The organism is Planktotalea sp., assembly GCF_965659345.1.
GTDB lineage: Bacteria > Pseudomonadota > Alphaproteobacteria > Rhodobacterales > Rhodobacteraceae > Planktotalea.
The window spans coordinates 1-17,025 of record NZ_CBFHVK010000002.1; the positions used below are offsets into that span (position 1 = coordinate 1).

A 17,025-nucleotide genomic window follows, 5' to 3' on the forward strand; every position below is an offset into this window, starting at 1 on the left:
ACTGCTCATGTCCGCGAGCTATCACGCTGGATTCACACAGTGAATCCTACAGTGCCCGATTTGTGCAACAAAGCCCAGTTGGATTACAAGGCGTCAGCAGTTTGAAAAATGAAAAGAAGGAATATCGGGCGTAGCACGCGGCCTTGGGGGAGGGGCCGGTCAGACTCAGCAAGCGTTTCGCTGTTGCTCTCGTATTCTGGTTATTAAGTCTGAGCTTAGATGTGTTTATTGGGCTGTCCGCCCAAAACTAACCGACAGCCCGTGGGTCTCATTCAACCGTTTCTATTTTTCCGAAATTACCGGAGTTTCGCGAATATGGCTGCCATTTTTCGCCGCTGAGAGCATAAAGGCGGCCACAGCACTACGGCGTACCATCATGCCGGGTTTTGGTGTTGTCGCAGTGCCGACGACCAAAGGCTTTGCTTTGTCGCTATTGGACAGGCCCATTGCACGCACGAGTGTCCAGTCTGTATCAGACGAGCGGAAGGTTTGCTCGGCGGTGTTATGATCGGCGTAAGCATATTTCAGGTTTGTGCGCTTTATCATGAATCGCATGAACCATGCAGTGTCATCAAGGCTGTCACCCACACCGATTGCCGATAAAAAGACGACCCGTTTTTTTCCCAAAGCGGTGATGTTTTTGGCGACGTTTGTCAGGATTGGATCAGTGCCAAGGGGTTTGGCCCAAGGCGCATCCGACGCGCGCGGATTGTTCAAGGCAACAAGAATAGCCTCCGCGCCCTCGGCAGCGTTTGCGACGTCGGTTGCATTTGTCGGGGTACCCTTGAGCACTGTTAGCCCGTCTCGCGGTTTGACCTTGCTGGGGTCGCGGGCCAGTGCTGTGATCACGTGACCTTTTGCGAGGCCTTGCTCAACGATGTGTTGTCCAGTGCGCCCAGTGGCACCTAATACCAAAAGTTTCATGTTCTTTCCTTTTGTGAAAGCTTTTGCATCATGCAATCAGCCGAATTTGTAATTTGAAACGGTGATGCCGCTTGTTTCACTTGTGTGGTGAAAAATTCGCTCTGCGAGTTCGTTCTCTGCGGCACCAAGGGCGACGAAGAGCGGCACCAAATGATCCTCTTGTGCGTGGCAAATGCGGGCCGCTGGGGCGGTTTCCCAGTTCAAGATTGCAGCGTGGCGCGCATCTGGTGCAGCATTCATGGTGTCAAACAGCCAAGCGTCGAACTCGGCGGAGGGGGCCGCGCCTTCACCGCGCATCAGCCGAAGATTGTGAAAGCTCAAACCTGATCCGACGATCATGATCCCTTCGTCACGCAACGGTTTCAGCGCGCGGCCAATGGCGATGTGATCGGCTGGATCATAGGATTTCAGCATCGACACCTGAAAGATCGGCATGTCCGCATTCGGATACATGACTTCCATCGGAGCGTAGAGCCCGTGATCATAGCCGCGCGACGGGTCAATGTGTGCTTTGATCCCAACGCTTTGGAGTAGATCAAGCGCACGCGCGGCAACATCAGGCGCGCCAGATGCGCTGTACTGGATCTCGTAAGTATGGGGCGGAAACCCAGAGTAGTCGTAGATCATCGGTGGTTTGGAGGAGCCCATGATCGCAACATCATCTTCTTCCCAGTGCCCTGAGATCATCAGGATCGCTTTGGGCTTTTCGCCAAAGTCTGCGACCATCTGCTTCAGTGACGCTTCAAGTGGTGCAAAAAATTCTCGCATCGGGGGGACCCAAGGCCAAGGGCCACCACCGTGTGAGATAAAATAAGTTGGAAGTGTGTTTGACATATTAGCCTCGTTGTTTTGAGGAGGGCGCAGAGTGTCGCCACCCCTGAGTGTTCATAAAACGAAGATTGTTTAGGCCATCATGGCGACGAGTGGTGCGACTGCATCCTGCCAAGAGCGACGGCTTTCCATCCGCGCAATCCAGCCCCCAACATTCGGGTAGTCGTTTAGCGAGATGTCGCCTTCTTTGCGAAAGACGAAGGCACTGGCCAAAGCGAAGTCTGCTACGGACAAATCGTTCGCAATCCAGTCTTTGCCGCTCAAGCCAGCCTCGAGCACAGGCATGAACTGCGCGATGTCTTTCAGGCCAGTCTCGATTTCGGCGTCATTGGTTTCGCCCATTTTGAACTTCGGCTTGAAGAACCGCTCAAAAATGACCTTTGACATCGCAGGGCCAAGATGAACCGTTTGCCAGTAGGACCACTGATCGACGATCGCGCGCTGTTTGATGTCATCGGGATAGAGACCCGCATCAGGGCGCTTACCCGCAAGATAGGTTGTGATCGCGCGGCTTTCCCAAATGATAAAACCATCGTCCTCAAGGGCTGGGACTTTGCCATTAGGGTTGATCGACAGATAGTCTTCCGACTTGTTTTCGCCGCCCATGACGTTGATTTCAACAGTCTCAAAGTCCAGCCCAAGTTCAAGTGCGACGGCGCGTACACGCAGCGCGTTGGCCGAGAAGTTTCCGTTGTAGATTTTCATGATAGACCTTTCTGATTGAGAGAAGGTGCAGCTTCAGCTGTTGGCTGAAGCGGTTCTGATTTAGTTGCGTGCTGCGATAGGTGTTTTGCGGCCACGGCCCCACAGCACGATCAGGGCAAGGGCGATGTAGACTGCGTTCAGCGGTAGAACGTCGAATTCGCTGCGCATGGCGTGAAATCCGATGGCAAGGACTTGAAGCGTGACACAGGTCGCAGCGGCGATCACGGTTAGGCGTGGCATGATGCGTGTGAGCGAAGACAACAGAAGGCCCAGACCACCAGCAATGTCGATCACGCCGATGAAGCGGACGAAGGTGGCGGAATATTCACCCACCCACGGCATCATGACCGAAAGCTCGGGGATGGGCGTCATTGTTTTCATCACGCCAGACATGATGAACAAGGTCGCGCCCAAAACCTGCGCGACCCAAATGCCGATGTTTGCGCCCTTCGAAGCCGGCGCGTCATATGTAGAAGCATAAGTCATTAGAAGACCCTTTCGTGTGTGTGTTTGTTGCGTCTGCCAATGATCTAAGCGTGTCCTGCCTACAAAAAAATAGGGATAGTTTCGAAGATCATGTTCCGATAAATTGATCGAGATGGACGCAATTACACTTGATCAATTCGCTGTTTTCCTTGCTATCGTCGAGGAAGGCAGCTTTGCCGCCGCAGCCCGCAAATTGGGGCGTGCGCAATCAGCTGTGACCTACGCCATTCAAAAGCTTGAAGATCAAACAGGCGTGGTTCTTTTTGACCGCGCTCAATACCGCCCGACTCTGACGGAAGAAGGTCGCGCGCTATTACCACGTGTGCGTCGTGTGATGGATGATCTGGCGGAGTTTCGTGTGCAGGCGCAGTCTGTCTCGAAAGGGGTCGAAGCTGAGCTTGTGCTCTTGATTTCAACGTTTTTACCGCTGTCGATGTTCTCGCAAACGCTGCGCCGCTTTCATGCTGAATTTCCGATGGTGCAATTGCGGACTATTGCCGTAAATCCCCGAGATGCCGGCCAGCAACTTGTAGATTATCAGGCGGATCTTGGCCTTTTCATTATGTCTCCCGACCCGGAACCGGCCTTGGTAAGTCGATTTGTGACAAAGCTGGATTTAATCGCGGTTGCCACGCCGGATCACCCCCTTGCGCAATTACCACCAAATTTCCCAAAGGAGGCGATGCGAGATCATCTTCAAATTGTGGTTTCCATTCCCAAAGCGCCCAGCAACGCCCCAGACTACGGGGTGATTGGTGTAAACCAATGGCACGTCAGTGAAATGCGTTTGCGCTACGATCTGATCAAGGAGGGGATTGGCTGGGGGTCAATGCCAAGGCCAATGGTGGAGGCGGATTTAGCGCTTGGGAACCTTGTGGAACTTCATCCTGCGGAATGGGGGTCGTCTAATATTATGCCAAGCTTCAATATTGTTGCTGCGAAATTGAAGGACAGTGCATTGGGCCCGGCCGGCACGTTCTTGTTCGACAGTTTGTCGACACCTGAGTGATTGCTCTGGGGAGTTTGCTTGCAGCACCTAACGTCATGGATAAGTTCTACAACCGCCGCGTTCGGCAATGTCCGGTGTGCGGACTGCAACCACAGCAACCGACCCAGTGTTCGAAGTCAGCATTGGGCCGTCCTCACTGGCGCAGTGCGGCTTGAAAGACGGACATACTGCGACCGACCTATTGGCGGCAAGGAGCCCTTAAATACCAAATTGTAGATGTGAGTTAATAACGAGCGTTCGCCTCTCAGCAGTCTCTGCCTCTACGGAAAAGCCTGCACGCAGATCGAACTTTAGAGCAGGGTTTGTTGTTAGAACTCTTAGTCTGATTGGAATGCCAAGAAGACTGGCTCTCTCAATAACGCTCTTATGTAGGCCCGCACTATTTCTACGATTTTGGTAGTCTGGCCTGAGGTGCAGTTTATTGACCCGCAGGCTATCTTCAAAGCGGGCTGCGGCCGCAGTATCATGACCCTCGGTGAGCAGCAGGTATGGGCCGTGAAGAGTAAAACTTGATGCAATGCTTACGCTACGACGCTGGCATAGGACCATAAGGATATAGAAGTTAAGGAGCGTGTTTGCTTTGTCGCATCATTGCAGCATTTTCCTCTAGCTGCTGATCTCGTCACGAGCATCAGCCAGAACCGAAGAACGCTTTCTTTTCTTAAAAAAACTCCAAGCGACGAAACGGCTTGTTTTCTGCCCTTGCGCCATTTCCACGACTTTATAGTCAGCAACTTTAGCAGATCTTAGAATTCTACTTATGGGCTGAAGGTTGCTCTTTTTTGACACCAATGTGGTAAACCACAAGCACCTTTCAGCAAAGTCGACGCTTTGCTCAATCATGCGCGCGATGAAGGCGATCTCGCCGCCCGGGTACCAAAGTTCAGCGTTTTGACCGCCAAAATTAAGCTTTTGAGAGTGTCCTTTACCAAGGTTACGCCATTTGCGTTGTGTGCCTTCTTTCGCTTTCTCTTTGGAGGCATGAAAAGGCGGATTGCACATGCTCAGATGAAAAAAGTCCCGCGGGTCGATTACGCCTTGGAAGATATTACTAGGGACGGTTTGGTGTTTGATGTCGATAGAAAGCTTGTTGAGCTGACAAATTTTGCGCGCAGATTTGATCGCGCCTGCATCTACATCCACACCCGTAAAGCTCCAGCCGTATTCGCGCTGACCGATAAGCGGATAGACTAGGCTCGCACCTGTCCCGATGTCTAACACGTTGATGTGTTTGCCATGCGGGATTTCACGATTGTTATTTTCGGCGAGCAAGTCCGCGAGGAAGTGAATGTAATCGACACGGCCCGGGATCGGCGGGCACAAATAGTTCGCAGGCAGCTCCCAAAAATCAATGTTGTAATGTGATTTTAGCAAGGCTCGATTAAGCATACGAACCGCATCAGGGTCTTGAAAATCTATCGTTGTTTTGCCAGCAGGATTAAAGACTGTGAAAGCTTCCAGTTCAGGTAAATCGGCGACCAAACGCTCGAAGTCATATCCGTTTAAATGTTGATTGCGTGGGTGCAATTTGGCTTTTTTGATCATCAGATCGCCTTCGTATTAACAGGGAGACTTACGTGCCAAACCTTTGATCTCTTTTAGGCGCTCTTGGGTGAAGAGTAAAAGTAAACGGGCATGCTGGACTACATCCAAGTTTTCGCGATTTTGACAGCCCAGTGCTTTGGGCTCGGCGCTTGCCTGATGTTGATCGATATTGTCGATCCGTGTGTGCAAAGTTGGCCTCTTCGTTAAAAGGCTTTAATTCTGAAGGCGTGCAATTTGTGATCCGTTCATTGCGTTAGACCGCCCCTAAAACCTATAAGCGCGTCTTCCCAATTGGGAGCATCGTTGAGTGCACTTTGTTTCGATCAGTGCCAGACCCAAGGTTAGGTTGATCAGATCGGGCATTTTCTGGGTCACAAAATCTAGGTTTTTGCGCGCCAGTCGCGCAGGTTGCGCGTGCAAGGGCCCCTGCGTGTGATGCTGTGATTGGGCTAGGAACAAAGAGGCTTGGAAATCGGGGATCAATTCCTGCCCTTGCAAAGTGTCGCAATGTCGGCTTGGATCAGTGTGAAACGAACCACTAAGCTCACGCCTGTTTTGGTTTGCGGCTTTGAAGGTTCGATCCCGAAGGTAAGGTCAAGAAAAAGAAAGGCCCGCGTGCTAATATGAGTAGTTTGCCTATCGATACCGACATCTCCATCGCCGATCTCGTACTTGATCCTTACCCAATTTACCGTCGTTTGCGTAGTGATGCGCCAGTGATCAAAGTGGCTTCGGTAAACCGCGTTTTATTGACCAAAGCTGAAGACACGAAACTGGTTAAAGATGACCCTGTCGTATTCAGCTCGAATGACCCAAACACGCCGATGCGCCGCGCTTTTGGGGCTCATACGTTGATGCGCAAAGATGGTGCGGAGCACATGCGTGAACGTATGGCAATGGCGCCCGCTTATAGCGCCAGCAATATCAAAAACCATTGGATGCCGATCTATGAACGCATTGCGGATGACTTCGTTGCAGGGTTGCCCAAAGGTGAGACAGTTGATTTGTTCCATGCGCTCTCCAGCCCCTTTGCGGCGCGTTGTTTGGCACAGTTGCTTGGCCTGCCAGAGGTGAGCGACGCGGATATGATCCGCTGGTCACAAGTGCTGATTGACGGAGCCGGAAATTTTGGGTGGGACCCTGCCTTGTTCGCTGATTGTGATGTGGCCAATGCTGAAATGGATGCTGCGATGGAGCTGGCAGCGCAAAAACACAAAGCAGAGCCCAATCCCAGCGCGCTTTGCGCTATGGTCACGTCAGATGATCCGATCGAGCTGAGCCAAATCAGATCGAACATTAAAATTGCAATCGGTGGCGGCCTGAACGAGCCGCGCGATGCTTTGCTTACGATATTGTTTGGCTTGTTGATTGATCCTGATCAACACGACCACGCAATTGCGAATAACGCATGGGGCGATGCCTTTGATGAAGGCGTGCGCTGGGTTGCGCCTATCCAGGCAAGCTCGCGTCTGGCAACGCAAGATACTGAAATACGTGGCATTCTGATTCCAAAGGGAGAGACTGTCATGACCATACAAGCATCCGCGAATCACGATGAAGACATTTGGACCGATGGTCACCGCTTTGACATCACCCGCGATAAGTATCCCCATCAAGCCTTTGGCAACGGGCCACATTTTTGTCAGGGCAAACATATCGCGCGACGTATGTTGGCTGACATTTTGCTGCCACGGCTGTTTGAGCGCTTTCCAAATATGACACTGCCAGACCCGTCTGCCGTAAAGTTCCGCGGTTTCGGCTTTCGAGGGCCTGTGAACTTTCCTGTTAAACTGAACTAGGTTCAGGACCCTTAAAACCACATAACGCTAAACACTTTGAACGGCACGACTGGGCGAGCTATTCGTGTCTTCACAACCGCTGGTCAGATGAGCGATTATACTGGAGCCAGAGCGCTGTTGAGTAAGCTGTGTGCACTCACAACAACCGTTATGTTCTGGCTATAAGTCCTGAGACTGTGCCCTTAGCATACCAACATCCATTGATACTGCGGTTTCACTGGCATCTAACGAGATGCCAGTCTTTTTCATGCGAAAAGCTGATAGGTTTTCGGGCACCTTTATCCGCTACATTAAACAATCGTGCTGCGATTAGCCTTGCACAACGCGTTGCGAAATCTTGCCAAATAGGTTTGAGCCATCTCGCAAGGTGCATTCCATTTCCACGTGATCGCCAAACGCCATATAGGGTGTTTCAGGAGCGCCTTTGTCGAGCATTTCGATGCCTCTGCGCTCGGCGATGCACGATGATCCGATCTCACGAAAATTCTCATTGGAAACCGTGCCTGATCCAAGCACCGTTCCAGCCACCAGCTTGCGCGTGCGCGCGGCATGGGCGAGCAGCTCGTCAAAGCCATAGGACATATGATAGCCCTCTGCAGCGCCAAAACTTGCTTCGTTCAAAGTAACATTCAAAGGAAGATCCACACGCGCATCGCGCCATGCGTCGCCCAACTCATCTGGCGTGACGGCTATTGGCGCGATTGAGCACGCGGGTTTGGCTTGAATCCAGCCAAAGCCTGTCTTCATCTCTATGGGGGCGACTGTGCGCAATGACCAGTCATTGATCTGAACGAGCAGACGAATATGCGCGCGCGCATCCTTAGCAGAGGTGCCCATTGGAACAGCATCACAGATCACGCCAAACTCGCCCTCGAAGTCGATCCCGTCTTCTTCGGTTGGCAAAGGAACGTCTTCACAAGGGGCGAGGAATTGATGGGACATGCCCTGATACATAAGCGGGCGCCCCTTTGGTGATGGGTCCAGCTTGAACACTTTCTGCATAAGATCGCCGTGACTGTCATAGGCGGATCCATCAAGCCATTGCCAAGCGCGAGGCAGCGGAGCAAGCGCTTCTTCTGGCTCAAACGCGCTGCCAGTGCCTTGATTGACCCGAGCGTATTGTGCTTCGAGTGCTGGCGAAAGCCCGTCCCAATCTTCCATCAAAGCTTGCAATGTTTGCACGCCTTCAGCGGGCTCTGCGCGGGTTAGATCGGTGCTCACGACATGGAGGCGACCATCTGGTGTGCCATCGTTCAGTGTTGCTAATTTCAAAGTAAATCTCCCGCGTGCTCACTTAGTTTCGGATCCGTGCTGAAATTTGCGATACCCTCGCTAAGGATCGCTTGTGCGAAAAGCCCGTTTGTCCTTGTGATTACAAACTTCATCATAAGTGCGTTGCTTTAACATGTGCATCATGGGCAGCTTGTGCGGCTTTCAGTTCTGGATCGAAACTGGCGTCGGTCAGAATGAAAGCAATTCGGCAAATTTCGTCGGATCGGTTGGCCCAGGCGTGGATCGTGCCGCGTTGCACAACGATACTACCAACACTGAGTGGGATTTCTTCTTCGTCTAGAACAAGGACGATTTCACCAGATAGGACGATACCATAGTCAACGCTTTCTGTGCGATGCATCAAAGGATGGCGTCCTTTGACTGTATGCTCTGCGTTTTCGCCCAAGCCGACGGCTTCAAACAACTTGCGCGTGGCGTCTTTGTCGAAATCTAGGCCCCCTTTGCCCTCAGGCGGGATATCCACGATGCGGATGATCGTGCCATTTGCAGGCGGTGCAGTGTCGCGGTGCCGATCCGTTGGCTCCGTTTCGGTGAAATGGAGCGGGGCAGGCATGGCATTGGTGTTCCATATTTCATGAAACGCCAAGCCAGGTTGACCGCTTGGTCGGGTCACATGGGGCAAGTCACCGTCCGAGTGAACGACCGCTTTGCCCTTTGCATCATGTGCCGTCACGACCCGGCGGATATTTGGCAGTACCATCTTATACCTTTCGTCGACGCTCTGTTATTCTAGCCGTCCACCTAAAGTTTCAGCGAACCAATCTGCGATATAGCCGCGGCCAAAGCTCATGTTGTCTGCGCCAACGTGTTCAACACCGCCTTCGCGCTCTGTGAAAATTTTCAACTTACGTTGAACAGAATTTGTCAGTTGGTCATAGCTTTGGTGGGCGTAATCAAGGTTGATTTGTCGATCATGCGCGCCGTGTGTAACGAGGAATGGCATCTTGATCTTTTCCATCTGGCCATTGAGCGTCATGCCTTCAGCCTTTGCGAAAAAATCATCCATATCAGTTGCACCAAACACCCATCGCACGTGTTGCCAGTAGTGCGGTACCGGATTTTCACCCTCACGCTTCAGACGTTTTTGCTGTACTTCAGCCCAATTGTGGTTCGCGCCCCATACGGCACCGGATGCATAGCGGGGCTCGTTCGCAGCGATGCGCGGAACGTAAAACCCGCCGAGCGAGATTCCAGTGATGCCAATGCGCTTTTCATCAACATCATCTCGCGCAGCAAGATAGTCGAAAATCGGCGTGCCGTAGTCTTCAGCCTTCCACGTTGCGGGTAAATCTTGCAAGCGAAGGCTTTCTCCCGTTCCGGGCTGATCCACACAAAGCGAAGCGATACCGCGCTTAGCGAGTTCCTGAGGTAGGCGAGACCAATAAAGCAGCTCTTTGTTGCTATCGAGACCGTTGAGATAAACCACCGTGGGGGCAGGGCCTTCGACACCGATGGCAGGTGTGAAGATCGCCGCAAGTGTGGTGTCGCCATAGGGAACTTCAACACGGGTGACGTCTTCGCCACTGAATTTGGTCCCTTTGAGGAAAAATGCGATGCCCTTCTTGAACGTCTCAAGACGGTTTTCGCTTCCGTGGGCCTGCATACGTTCCGCAGTTAGATAATACAGCGCTGCGCGTTGTAGTTTTGGACCTGCGGACAGGAGCCGGCCTTTGGCCTCGTCTTCTTCGGCAAGCTCAACCAGCTTATCAGCCATCTTCATCCATTCGCGCATGAAGTCAGGTGTCCCGGCGTCTTCACCGCCTTCAGCTTTGGCCAGAAGGGGCTGGCACATATCCATGATTTCGCCCAGCTCGGCACCACTCGCCATCGCGATAGAGACAGAAAGGTTCCAAACATAGTTGGGGAAATAGTCGAACATGGCCATTTGGCAGGCTCCTGAAGGTTTGTAAGTGTGTTGATTTAGATCGGTTGAACCATCATGCCGATGGTCTGGCCTGTGAGTGCGCCAACATCAAAGGGGTCAATTTTGCCCATTTGCATATCGCCAATACGGATCGAGTTTTCAGCGACGTGTTGTACGCGTGCAAAGCGGCGATTGCGATAGGCCGTAAAGGCGTCTTCGACCGTCGCAGCGTTACTGAGTTCTTCCGCCAAAACGATACCATCTTCAATCGCCATGCCTGCACCCTGTGCAAGATGGGGGGTGGAGGCGTGTATCGCATCCCCGATGAGCACGGTACGGCCCTGATGCCAATCACCCTCCACAAAGACCGTTTCAAGGGGGCGGGCTACGACGCCTGCGTCATCTGTAATCTGTGGCAAAAGCTTTGCCAGTTGTGGAGGGGCCATGTGTACGCAATTGCGCATGGCTTCAGCGGCACCTTCGGTTGGTAGAACAAAGTCCGCGTCCTGTGTGCTCAGAAGGAACATATACATCAGGCCATCAGCCATCGGGACGAGGCCGCCATTGCAAGGGCCCGCGAAAATTTGAATGCCGTCCATGTCTGAGGGCATAGGTAGGTTATAGCGCCAGACCCACTGACCTGTGTAATTGGGTTTTGGTGCGTCTGGTAAGATTTTTTCGCGGGTTTGGCTAAACACGCCGTCCGCGCCAATCACGATATCATAGCGACCTTTGCTTCCATCAGAGAAGGTCACATCGACCCCTTCGCCATCATCGTTCATGTCAGCCACGGTCAGCCCAAGACGGACAGTCGCGCCCAGTTCATCAACGCGTGCGGCAAGAACACTTTGCAGGTCGCGGCGGCGGATGCCGGCATTTGACGGATAATCAGGACCAGCAAGGCGCGGCGTTGAAAACTGTGCATCTTGCACGCCACCCGGGCCAACAAAAATTGTCGTTTGATCAAAGCCTGCAGCTTTTGAAAGATATGCATCCAGTAAATCCAACTGCTTCATGGCGCGAATGACGTTCATTTGCTGGATGATGCCAACACCGTAGACCGTCCAATCGGGATCACGTTCGATAATCTCTACAGGAAACCCTTGGCGACGCAGCGCGATCGCCGTGGTCAAGCCACCGATACCACCCCCGATGATGAGCGTTGAACCCAATTCCATAGCGCATGCCTCCCATAGCAATTTTGCCAAGAGTAGGCCCAGATCATGCATTTTAAAAATGGAAAGATGCAATCAGAACTATTGATTTTGTGAATGTTCAATCATCCGCTTCGCGGCGCTTTCAAAGAGGGAACGTAGCCATGTAATGCCAGGATCGAGATCACGATAAGCATGCCATTGAATCATCTGTTTAAGGATCGGGCTTTCAACAGGAAGAGGGTAAATCGAGAGCTTGCTTCGCTCGGCGACAATGTTGGCGAGATGCTTATGAATGGTCGCAATTCTATCGGTTCCTACAACAAGGTGAGGTAAGTTCGAGAAGGAAAACGAAGTGACATCAACTTTGCGAGTGATGCCCGCGACCCCCAAAATTTCTGATTCAACAGCGCCAGCATTATTGGGGGGCACCATTGCAACGTGGGATGCTGCCTCGAAGGTCGATTTATCCATTTTGACATCGGCGTAAGCGCCGCGTTTGCATGCGACAACAACATATTCATCTTGAAAGAGCATTGCTGCTGGATGGTCTTTGGAGGTGAATTGTTCCGGCGTTACCAACAGATCCACTTCACCGCGTTCAAGCAAAGTGTAGGGCGTGCCAGTTTGAGGGAGCAAATTGAAACCGACTGATGCTTTTTGCTCATGCGCCATTGCGAAAACATGCGGCATCAAAATCCGCATCGAATAATCGGACAGCAGCACGTTGAAAATGCGCTTGGACCCTGCTGGATCGAATTCTAACTCAGTGTCAATGGTTGCTTCGACGCGGACCAAGATGTCGCGAATTGCAGGGCGAAGCGCTTCTGCGCGTGGAGTGAGTTCCATACGCCGCCCGACCTGCACCAAAAGCGGGTCATCAAAATAGGTGCGAATGCGGGTAAGCGCGTTGGACATCGCGGATTGGCTCATGAACATTTTCTCGGCCGCAGCGCTGACAGAACGAAGCTCAAGCATGTGATCCAAAGCAACGAGTAAGTTGAGATCGAGCCGCTTGAACCGCATTTGATTTCCTCGTGCCGATTGACCTTCGTCCAAGCTAAAGTATTGATCTGATCAATGCAATGCATCCAAAGTTCCAATTTTTTTAATGTCTAATCTATGACTACGATCCGAGCAAACGAATTGGGAGTTTTCGTAAATGCGCATAGTTGGACCTGACGAGCTCGTCTTTGGTGTGGACAATATTCAAGCAAGCGAGACGTTCTTAAGCGACTACGGTCTGGAATCCGTAGGTAATGGGCGTTTTACAGCATTGGACGGCACCGCAATTTCTGTGCGTTCCAAAGAAGACCCCTCGCTTCCTGCGCCATTGAAAACAGCAAGCATGCTGCGCCAAACGATTTGGGGCGTTGAGGATCAAGAGACGCTTGACCAGATTGAAGCAGAGCTGTCCAAAGACCGCGATGTCACAAAAACATCCGATGGAACAATCTGCAGCACCGATGACAGCGGTTTTGAAATTGCCTTTCGTATCACCAAGCGTATCGCGCTAGATTTGCCCGGTGAGCTGATCAACTCACCAGGGTCCAAAGGTGGGCGCGGCGTGAATGTCGTTGGTGCCAATGAAGACGCAGCTGCCAAGCCGCGCACGCTCAGCCATATCGTATATTTTTTGCCAAACATGGAAGAAGCGGCAAACTTCTATATCGAGCGCTTGGGATTCGTTGTCACCGATAAGTTCACCAACACAGGCCCGTTCTTGCGCCCGCAAGCAAACGACGACCACCATGTTCTATTCATGATTCAAACGCCCGATTACATGCAGGGTTTGGAGCATCTAGCGTTTCATATGCAGGGACCAACCGAATTGATGTTGGCGGGATCGCGCATGGTCAAAAAGGGCTATGAAAGCTTTTGGGGCCCCGGGCGTCACAAGTTTGGTTCAAACTGGTTTTGGTATTTCAATTCACCCCTTGGCACACATATCGAATACGACGCCGATATGGACAAACATGATGGTGAATGGGTTGAACGCGAAACACCGATGTCTAAAGAGGCGTCGCAGATGTTCCTGTTCGAGAACGTTGAAAAATGGGCGCCAGGCGGGCCGCCTCCCGGCAAGAAATGAGCGGGCAAGAGAGATTTCTGTGCAATCTTGATGATATTGCCGATGGCCGCTCAAAAGGGGCGGTACCTGACAAGCGTGGCCGCGACCGTGTCTTGTTGGTGCGCCAAGGGGAGCGCGTCTACGGATATGTAAACACTTGTCCGCATTATGACCGTGCGCCGATGGCGTGGAAAAAGGACGAATTTTTAAACGGTGATCACAGCAAGATTGTGTGTGCCAGTCACGGTGCGTTGTTTCGAATTGAAGATGGCGTTTGTGAATTGGGGCCATGCCTCGGGCAAGCTTTGGAGCCTGTTCATTTGACCGTACGCGACGGCGCTGTGTTCACAGTTGGATTATCAATTGATCAGGCGGCGTAGCGCTTACTTAATAAGGATGCATCATGGCACGTAAAATTATTGATCTTTCAGTTGCGCTGACAGATCGCGTCAAATCTGATCCGCCCGGTCTTGGCCCTGAAATTAACTATATAGATCACGCCACAGGTGCCGCAGAATTTGAAAAATTGTTTGGTGTACCTGTATCGCAGCAACGCGATGGGGCAGGGGCCTCTGTCGAGCGTTGCGTCATCTCTACGCACAATGGCACGCACATGGATGCGCCTTGGCATTACCATCCGACGATGAATGGTGGCGAACCTGCGCTCAAGATTGATCAAGTGCCGCTGGAGTGGTGCTTTGGTCACGGCGTAAAGCTAGATTTTCGCGCGTTTCCCAATGGCCATACAATCAGCGCCGCTGAAGTTGAAGCCGAGCTCGCGCGCATTGGACATAGTTTGCAAGCCGGTGACATTGTCTTGGTCAACACCGCCGCTGGCGCGCGTTACGGGCAAGATGACTACGTCGCAAAAGGCTGTGGCATGGGGCGCGAAGCAACGCTTTACTTGACCGAACGGGGTGTCAAAGTTTGTGGCACAGATGCTTGGAGCTGGGATCCCCCCTTGATGATGCAGGCAGCAAAAGCGCGCGAAACAGGGGATTGGTCCAATTTCTGGGAAGGCCACAAGGCCGGTGCAGACAGCATTTATTGCCATATGGAAAAGCTTGCAAATCTCGATCAACTCCCGGCCACGGGATTTGAGGTCATAGCTTTGCCCGTCAAAGTAGAGAACGGCTCGGCAGGGTGGTGTCGGCCTGTCGCGCTGATTGATGCTTGAATGCCAAAGGTTTTGGGAGGAACCCATTAAATGGAACAAGAAGCCAAAGTGCCCGCAGCAATGGACTGGGTACGCACCATAACAGGTGCGATTTCGGTGCTGTCGATTTCGGCGGCGCTTATCGGCGCGCTCGCCATTGTGTTTGACGTATTGGGGCGCTGGTTGTTTGGCGTGTCAGTTTTTGCGCTGAATGAAATTATGTCGACAGTTTTCGCAATTGCGATTGCACTGACATTGCCTGCGGGTGCGGCCAACCGGGTTAACCTCAAGATCGACTTATTGGCGCATATCACAGCACCACGGTTGACGGCGTGGCTTCGTGTGGCTGGATCATTCATGTTGCTGATCTTTTTCGCTATTCTGGCATGGCGCCTTTGGGGCCTTGCGGTGCGATATCAAAGTCAGGGGCGCGCCAGTGCGCTTTTACAGTTGCCTTTTGCACCAACGTATTTTGCGATTTCTGTCGCAATGGCTGCGGCTGCGGTTGTGCAGGTTTTCAATCTTGCTCAGGACTTTTTTGAAGCGCGCTTAACCAAAAGCGAAGCCCGCTCTCATCCAGCTGTTCTTATACTTCTTGCTACCTTTGTTGCGATTGTCGGCGGTCTTGGAATTTGGGCGATTGTTGACCTAGATGGCTACAGCACTTTTGCGATGATGCGGCCGGGAAGTGCCGCATTGATAGGTTTCCTTTTGCTCTGGCTTGCTGTGTTGCTTCAACTTCCACTGGCCACGGTTACAGCGATGATTGGCGTCGGGGGGTGTGTCGCCTTTATTGGTGCGAATGCATCGATGAACACTTTTGCCGGCGACGCGGCGGAATTTCTGCGCAACGAGCAAGTTGCGACATTGCCGATGTTTCTAATTATGGGGGCCTTCGCCGTCGCTGCGGGTGTTTCGGATGATTTGTTTCGCTTGGGCCATGCAATCTTGGGTCGTTTTCGCGGTGGGTTGGCTTATGCCACGATTGCTGGCTGCGCAGGTTTTGGTGCGGTTTCTGGAAACTCTATTGCGACGTCTGCGACTTTCGGACGTATGGCTTTGCCAGCGATGGCGAAAGCTGGATATTCGCAAAAGCTCGCAACATCTAGCGTGGCTGCGGGTGGTACGCTTGGCGCGTTGGTTCCACCATCAGGTGTGATCATTCTGTTTGCCCTTCTCACGGAAGAATCCATTGGAGCCTTGTTTGTCGCTGCAATGCTTCCAGCGCTCTTAGCGGTGTTCTTATATTTTGCGGCCGTTTTCTTTATTGTGCGGATCACCCCTGACGCGGCCCCCAAGGCGGAGGGCGGCTCCTTCACAGAGTTGCGCGACGCGCTGACTGGGTCGTTTCCCGTTATTGTAATGTTTGGCGTGGTGATTGGCGGTCTGTATAGCGGGATATTCACAGCGACAGAGAGTGCCGCAGTCGGTGCCGTCTGCGCGTTTTTATTGGCCTTGCTGCGCGGTCGGTTGAACCGCAGCAGTATGTTGCAAGTCTTCTCTGAAACAACAGCGACAACGGCGATGATTTATGCGCTCATTTTTGGCGGATTGATGTTTTCGTTCTTTATCAATCTCGGTGGAGCGCCGGAGATGATCAGCAACTGGATCGCGAGTATTGATGCGCGTCCAATCTTCATTCTTGGGTTGCTGATTGTGATCTACTTGCTGCTTGGGTCGATCATGGACAGTTTCGGGGTCATGATTATTACCCTTCCTGTGGTGACGCCGATCATTCTTGATCTTGGATACGACATGTTGTTCTGGGGCGTCTTGATGCTGGTGGTGGTTGAGATTGGTATGATCACGCCACCCTTTGGAATGAACCTTTTCATCATTCGCAGTATCGATTCCAGCATCAGGCTTGGCACTGTCATGAAGGGCGTTGTTCCATTCATCATCGCCGACTTTATTAAGATCCTTTTGATTGTTGCGTTTCCCGCCCTCTCGCTGTGGCTGCCTTCAACGATGAATTAAGCGGGCGGGTAGTCCTGCGGCATGCGCTCTAAAAGATAAACAAGAGCCGGCAGGGACTGTCCCCAGCCGGCTCTTTTAGGCATTGATCTGCGTCACTTTAGCTTGTCGTGCCTTTTCTTTGTGATTTTCCATGTCACAAGCTTTCGGGGCCATTTGCTTAACTATTCATTCTGCTTGTCTGTTTCACGAATGAATAGTTCGGCTGGAGTTC

16 protein-coding genes are annotated in these 17,025 nt (G+C 52.1%); 6 read left to right on the top strand and 10 right to left on the bottom strand.

The genetic code is table 11. From position 1 onward, the window contains the following. Positions 1-282: 282 nt before the first annotated feature. From ACTG3Z_RS01475 to ACTG3Z_RS01490, 4 genes are all read right to left on the bottom strand, one after another. Positions 283-924, bottom strand: coding sequence for an NAD(P)-dependent oxidoreductase (locus tag ACTG3Z_RS01475; RefSeq protein WP_439140873.1), 642 nt, complete (start codon positions 922-924; stop codon positions 283-285). 36 nt (positions 925-960) lie between these two features. After that, positions 961-1,758: a DODA-type extradiol aromatic ring-opening family dioxygenase gene (locus tag ACTG3Z_RS01480; protein WP_439140874.1), complete on the bottom strand. Its 798-nt coding sequence runs from the start codon at positions 1,756-1,758 to the stop codon at positions 961-963. Positions 1,759-1,827: 69 nt separating this feature from the next. Continuing rightward, positions 1,828-2,460, bottom strand: a complete 633-nt coding sequence (locus ACTG3Z_RS01485) for a glutathione S-transferase family protein (protein ID WP_439140875.1) — start codon at positions 2,458-2,460, stop codon at positions 1,828-1,830. A gap of 60 nt (positions 2,461-2,520) precedes the next feature. Continuing rightward, positions 2,521-2,946 carry a DoxX family protein gene (locus ACTG3Z_RS01490; RefSeq protein WP_439140876.1) on the bottom strand — a complete coding sequence of 142 codons (426 nt, stop codon included), beginning with the start codon at positions 2,944-2,946 and terminating at the stop codon, positions 2,521-2,523. A gap of 112 nt (positions 2,947-3,058) precedes the next feature. On the opposite strand from ACTG3Z_RS01490, the gene ACTG3Z_RS01495 reads away from it, so the two are divergent. Beyond that, positions 3,059-3,955 carry a LysR family transcriptional regulator gene (locus ACTG3Z_RS01495; RefSeq protein WP_439140877.1) on the top strand — a complete coding sequence of 299 codons (897 nt, stop codon included), beginning with the start codon at positions 3,059-3,061 and terminating at the stop codon, positions 3,953-3,955. A gap of 606 nt (positions 3,956-4,561) precedes the next feature. Here the strand turns inward: ACTG3Z_RS01495 and rlmF are convergent. Further along, positions 4,562-5,500, bottom strand: coding sequence for a 23S rRNA (adenine(1618)-N(6))-methyltransferase RlmF (rlmF, locus tag ACTG3Z_RS01500; protein WP_439140878.1), 939 nt, complete (start codon positions 5,498-5,500; stop codon positions 4,562-4,564). A 623-nt stretch (positions 5,501-6,123) separates the two neighbouring features. Between rlmF and ACTG3Z_RS01505 the strand changes: the two genes are divergently transcribed. Beyond that, complete coding sequence (locus ACTG3Z_RS01505) at positions 6,124-7,299, top strand: cytochrome P450 (protein WP_439140879.1); 1,176 nt, start codon at positions 6,124-6,126, stop codon at positions 7,297-7,299. A 309-nt stretch (positions 7,300-7,608) separates the two neighbouring features. Here ACTG3Z_RS01505 and ACTG3Z_RS01510 read toward each other — a convergent pair whose 3' ends face one another. From ACTG3Z_RS01510 to ACTG3Z_RS01530, 5 genes are all read right to left on the bottom strand, one after another. Further along, complete coding sequence (locus ACTG3Z_RS01510) at positions 7,609-8,571, bottom strand: fumarylacetoacetate hydrolase family protein (RefSeq protein WP_439140880.1); 963 nt, start codon at positions 8,569-8,571, stop codon at positions 7,609-7,611. A gap of 112 nt (positions 8,572-8,683) precedes the next feature. Then, positions 8,684-9,292 (bottom strand): cupin domain-containing protein, encoded by a 609-nt coding sequence (locus ACTG3Z_RS01515; RefSeq protein ID WP_439140881.1) that lies wholly within the window; start codon positions 9,290-9,292, stop codon positions 8,684-8,686. 24 nt (positions 9,293-9,316) lie between these two features. Continuing rightward, on the bottom strand, positions 9,317-10,477 hold the full coding sequence (locus ACTG3Z_RS01520; RefSeq protein ID WP_439140882.1) for an alpha/beta hydrolase family protein: 1,161 nt from the start codon (positions 10,475-10,477) through the stop codon (positions 9,317-9,319). 35 nt (positions 10,478-10,512) lie between these two features. Continuing rightward, positions 10,513-11,634 carry an FAD-dependent monooxygenase gene (locus ACTG3Z_RS01525; protein ID WP_439140883.1) on the bottom strand — a complete coding sequence of 374 codons (1,122 nt, stop codon included), beginning with the start codon at positions 11,632-11,634 and terminating at the stop codon, positions 10,513-10,515. Positions 11,635-11,712: 78 nt separating this feature from the next. Then, positions 11,713-12,636: a LysR family transcriptional regulator gene (locus ACTG3Z_RS01530; RefSeq protein WP_439140884.1), complete on the bottom strand. Its 924-nt coding sequence runs from the start codon at positions 12,634-12,636 to the stop codon at positions 11,713-11,715. A 136-nt stretch (positions 12,637-12,772) separates the two neighbouring features. Here ACTG3Z_RS01530 and ACTG3Z_RS01535 point away from each other — a divergent pair, with 136 nt between their 5' ends. From ACTG3Z_RS01535 to ACTG3Z_RS01550, 4 genes are read left to right on the top strand one after another with little or no spacing between them, the layout of a single operon-like run. Beyond that, complete coding sequence (locus tag ACTG3Z_RS01535; protein WP_439140885.1) at positions 12,773-13,702, top strand: VOC family protein; 930 nt, start codon at positions 12,773-12,775, stop codon at positions 13,700-13,702. Continuing rightward, on the top strand, positions 13,699-14,061 hold the full coding sequence (locus ACTG3Z_RS01540; protein ID WP_439140886.1) for a Rieske (2Fe-2S) protein: 363 nt from the start codon (positions 13,699-13,701) through the stop codon (positions 14,059-14,061). Before ACTG3Z_RS01535 ends, ACTG3Z_RS01540 begins: the two co-directional genes overlap by 4 nt. Positions 14,062-14,084: 23 nt before the next feature. Beyond that, on the top strand, positions 14,085-14,858 hold the full coding sequence (locus ACTG3Z_RS01545) for a cyclase family protein (RefSeq protein ID WP_439140887.1): 774 nt from the start codon (positions 14,085-14,087) through the stop codon (positions 14,856-14,858). 30 nt (positions 14,859-14,888) lie between these two features. After that, a complete protein-coding gene (locus tag ACTG3Z_RS01550; RefSeq protein WP_439140888.1) occupies positions 14,889-16,814 on the top strand; it encodes a TRAP transporter large permease in 1,926 nt (641 codons plus the stop codon). Positions 16,815-17,025: the final 211 nt, after the last annotated feature.

Coding starts and splice junctions, on each gene's coding strand:
- ACTG3Z_RS01535 (WP_439140885.1), top strand. CDS start 12,773: ATGCGCATAGTTGGACCTGACGAGCTCGTCTTTGGTGTGGACAATATT.
- ACTG3Z_RS01550 (WP_439140888.1), top strand. CDS start 14,889: ATGGAACAAGAAGCCAAAGTGCCCGCAGCAATGGACTGGGTACGCACC.
- ACTG3Z_RS01540 (WP_439140886.1), top strand. CDS start 13,699: ATGAGCGGGCAAGAGAGATTTCTGTGCAATCTTGATGATATTGCCGAT.
- ACTG3Z_RS01475 (WP_439140873.1), bottom strand. CDS start 924: ATGAAACTTTTGGTATTAGGTGCCACTGGGCGCACTGGACAACACATC.
- rlmF (WP_439140878.1), bottom strand. CDS start 5,500: ATGATCAAAAAAGCCAAATTGCACCCACGCAATCAACATTTAAACGGA.
- ACTG3Z_RS01505 (WP_439140879.1), top strand. CDS start 6,124: ATGAGTAGTTTGCCTATCGATACCGACATCTCCATCGCCGATCTCGTA.
- ACTG3Z_RS01485 (WP_439140875.1), bottom strand. CDS start 2,460: ATGAAAATCTACAACGGAAACTTCTCGGCCAACGCGCTGCGTGTACGC.
- ACTG3Z_RS01495 (WP_439140877.1), top strand. CDS start 3,059: ATGGACGCAATTACACTTGATCAATTCGCTGTTTTCCTTGCTATCGTC.
- ACTG3Z_RS01545 (WP_439140887.1), top strand. CDS start 14,085: ATGGCACGTAAAATTATTGATCTTTCAGTTGCGCTGACAGATCGCGTC.
- ACTG3Z_RS01520 (WP_439140882.1), bottom strand. CDS start 10,477: ATGGCCATGTTCGACTATTTCCCCAACTATGTTTGGAACCTTTCTGTC.
- ACTG3Z_RS01480 (WP_439140874.1), bottom strand. CDS start 1,758: ATGTCAAACACACTTCCAACTTATTTTATCTCACACGGTGGTGGCCCT.
- ACTG3Z_RS01530 (WP_439140884.1), bottom strand. CDS start 12,636: ATGCGGTTCAAGCGGCTCGATCTCAACTTACTCGTTGCTTTGGATCAC.
- ACTG3Z_RS01490 (WP_439140876.1), bottom strand. CDS start 2,946: ATGACTTATGCTTCTACATATGACGCGCCGGCTTCGAAGGGCGCAAAC.
- ACTG3Z_RS01515 (WP_439140881.1), bottom strand. CDS start 9,292: ATGGTACTGCCAAATATCCGCCGGGTCGTGACGGCACATGATGCAAAG.
- ACTG3Z_RS01525 (WP_439140883.1), bottom strand. CDS start 11,634: ATGGAATTGGGTTCAACGCTCATCATCGGGGGTGGTATCGGTGGCTTG.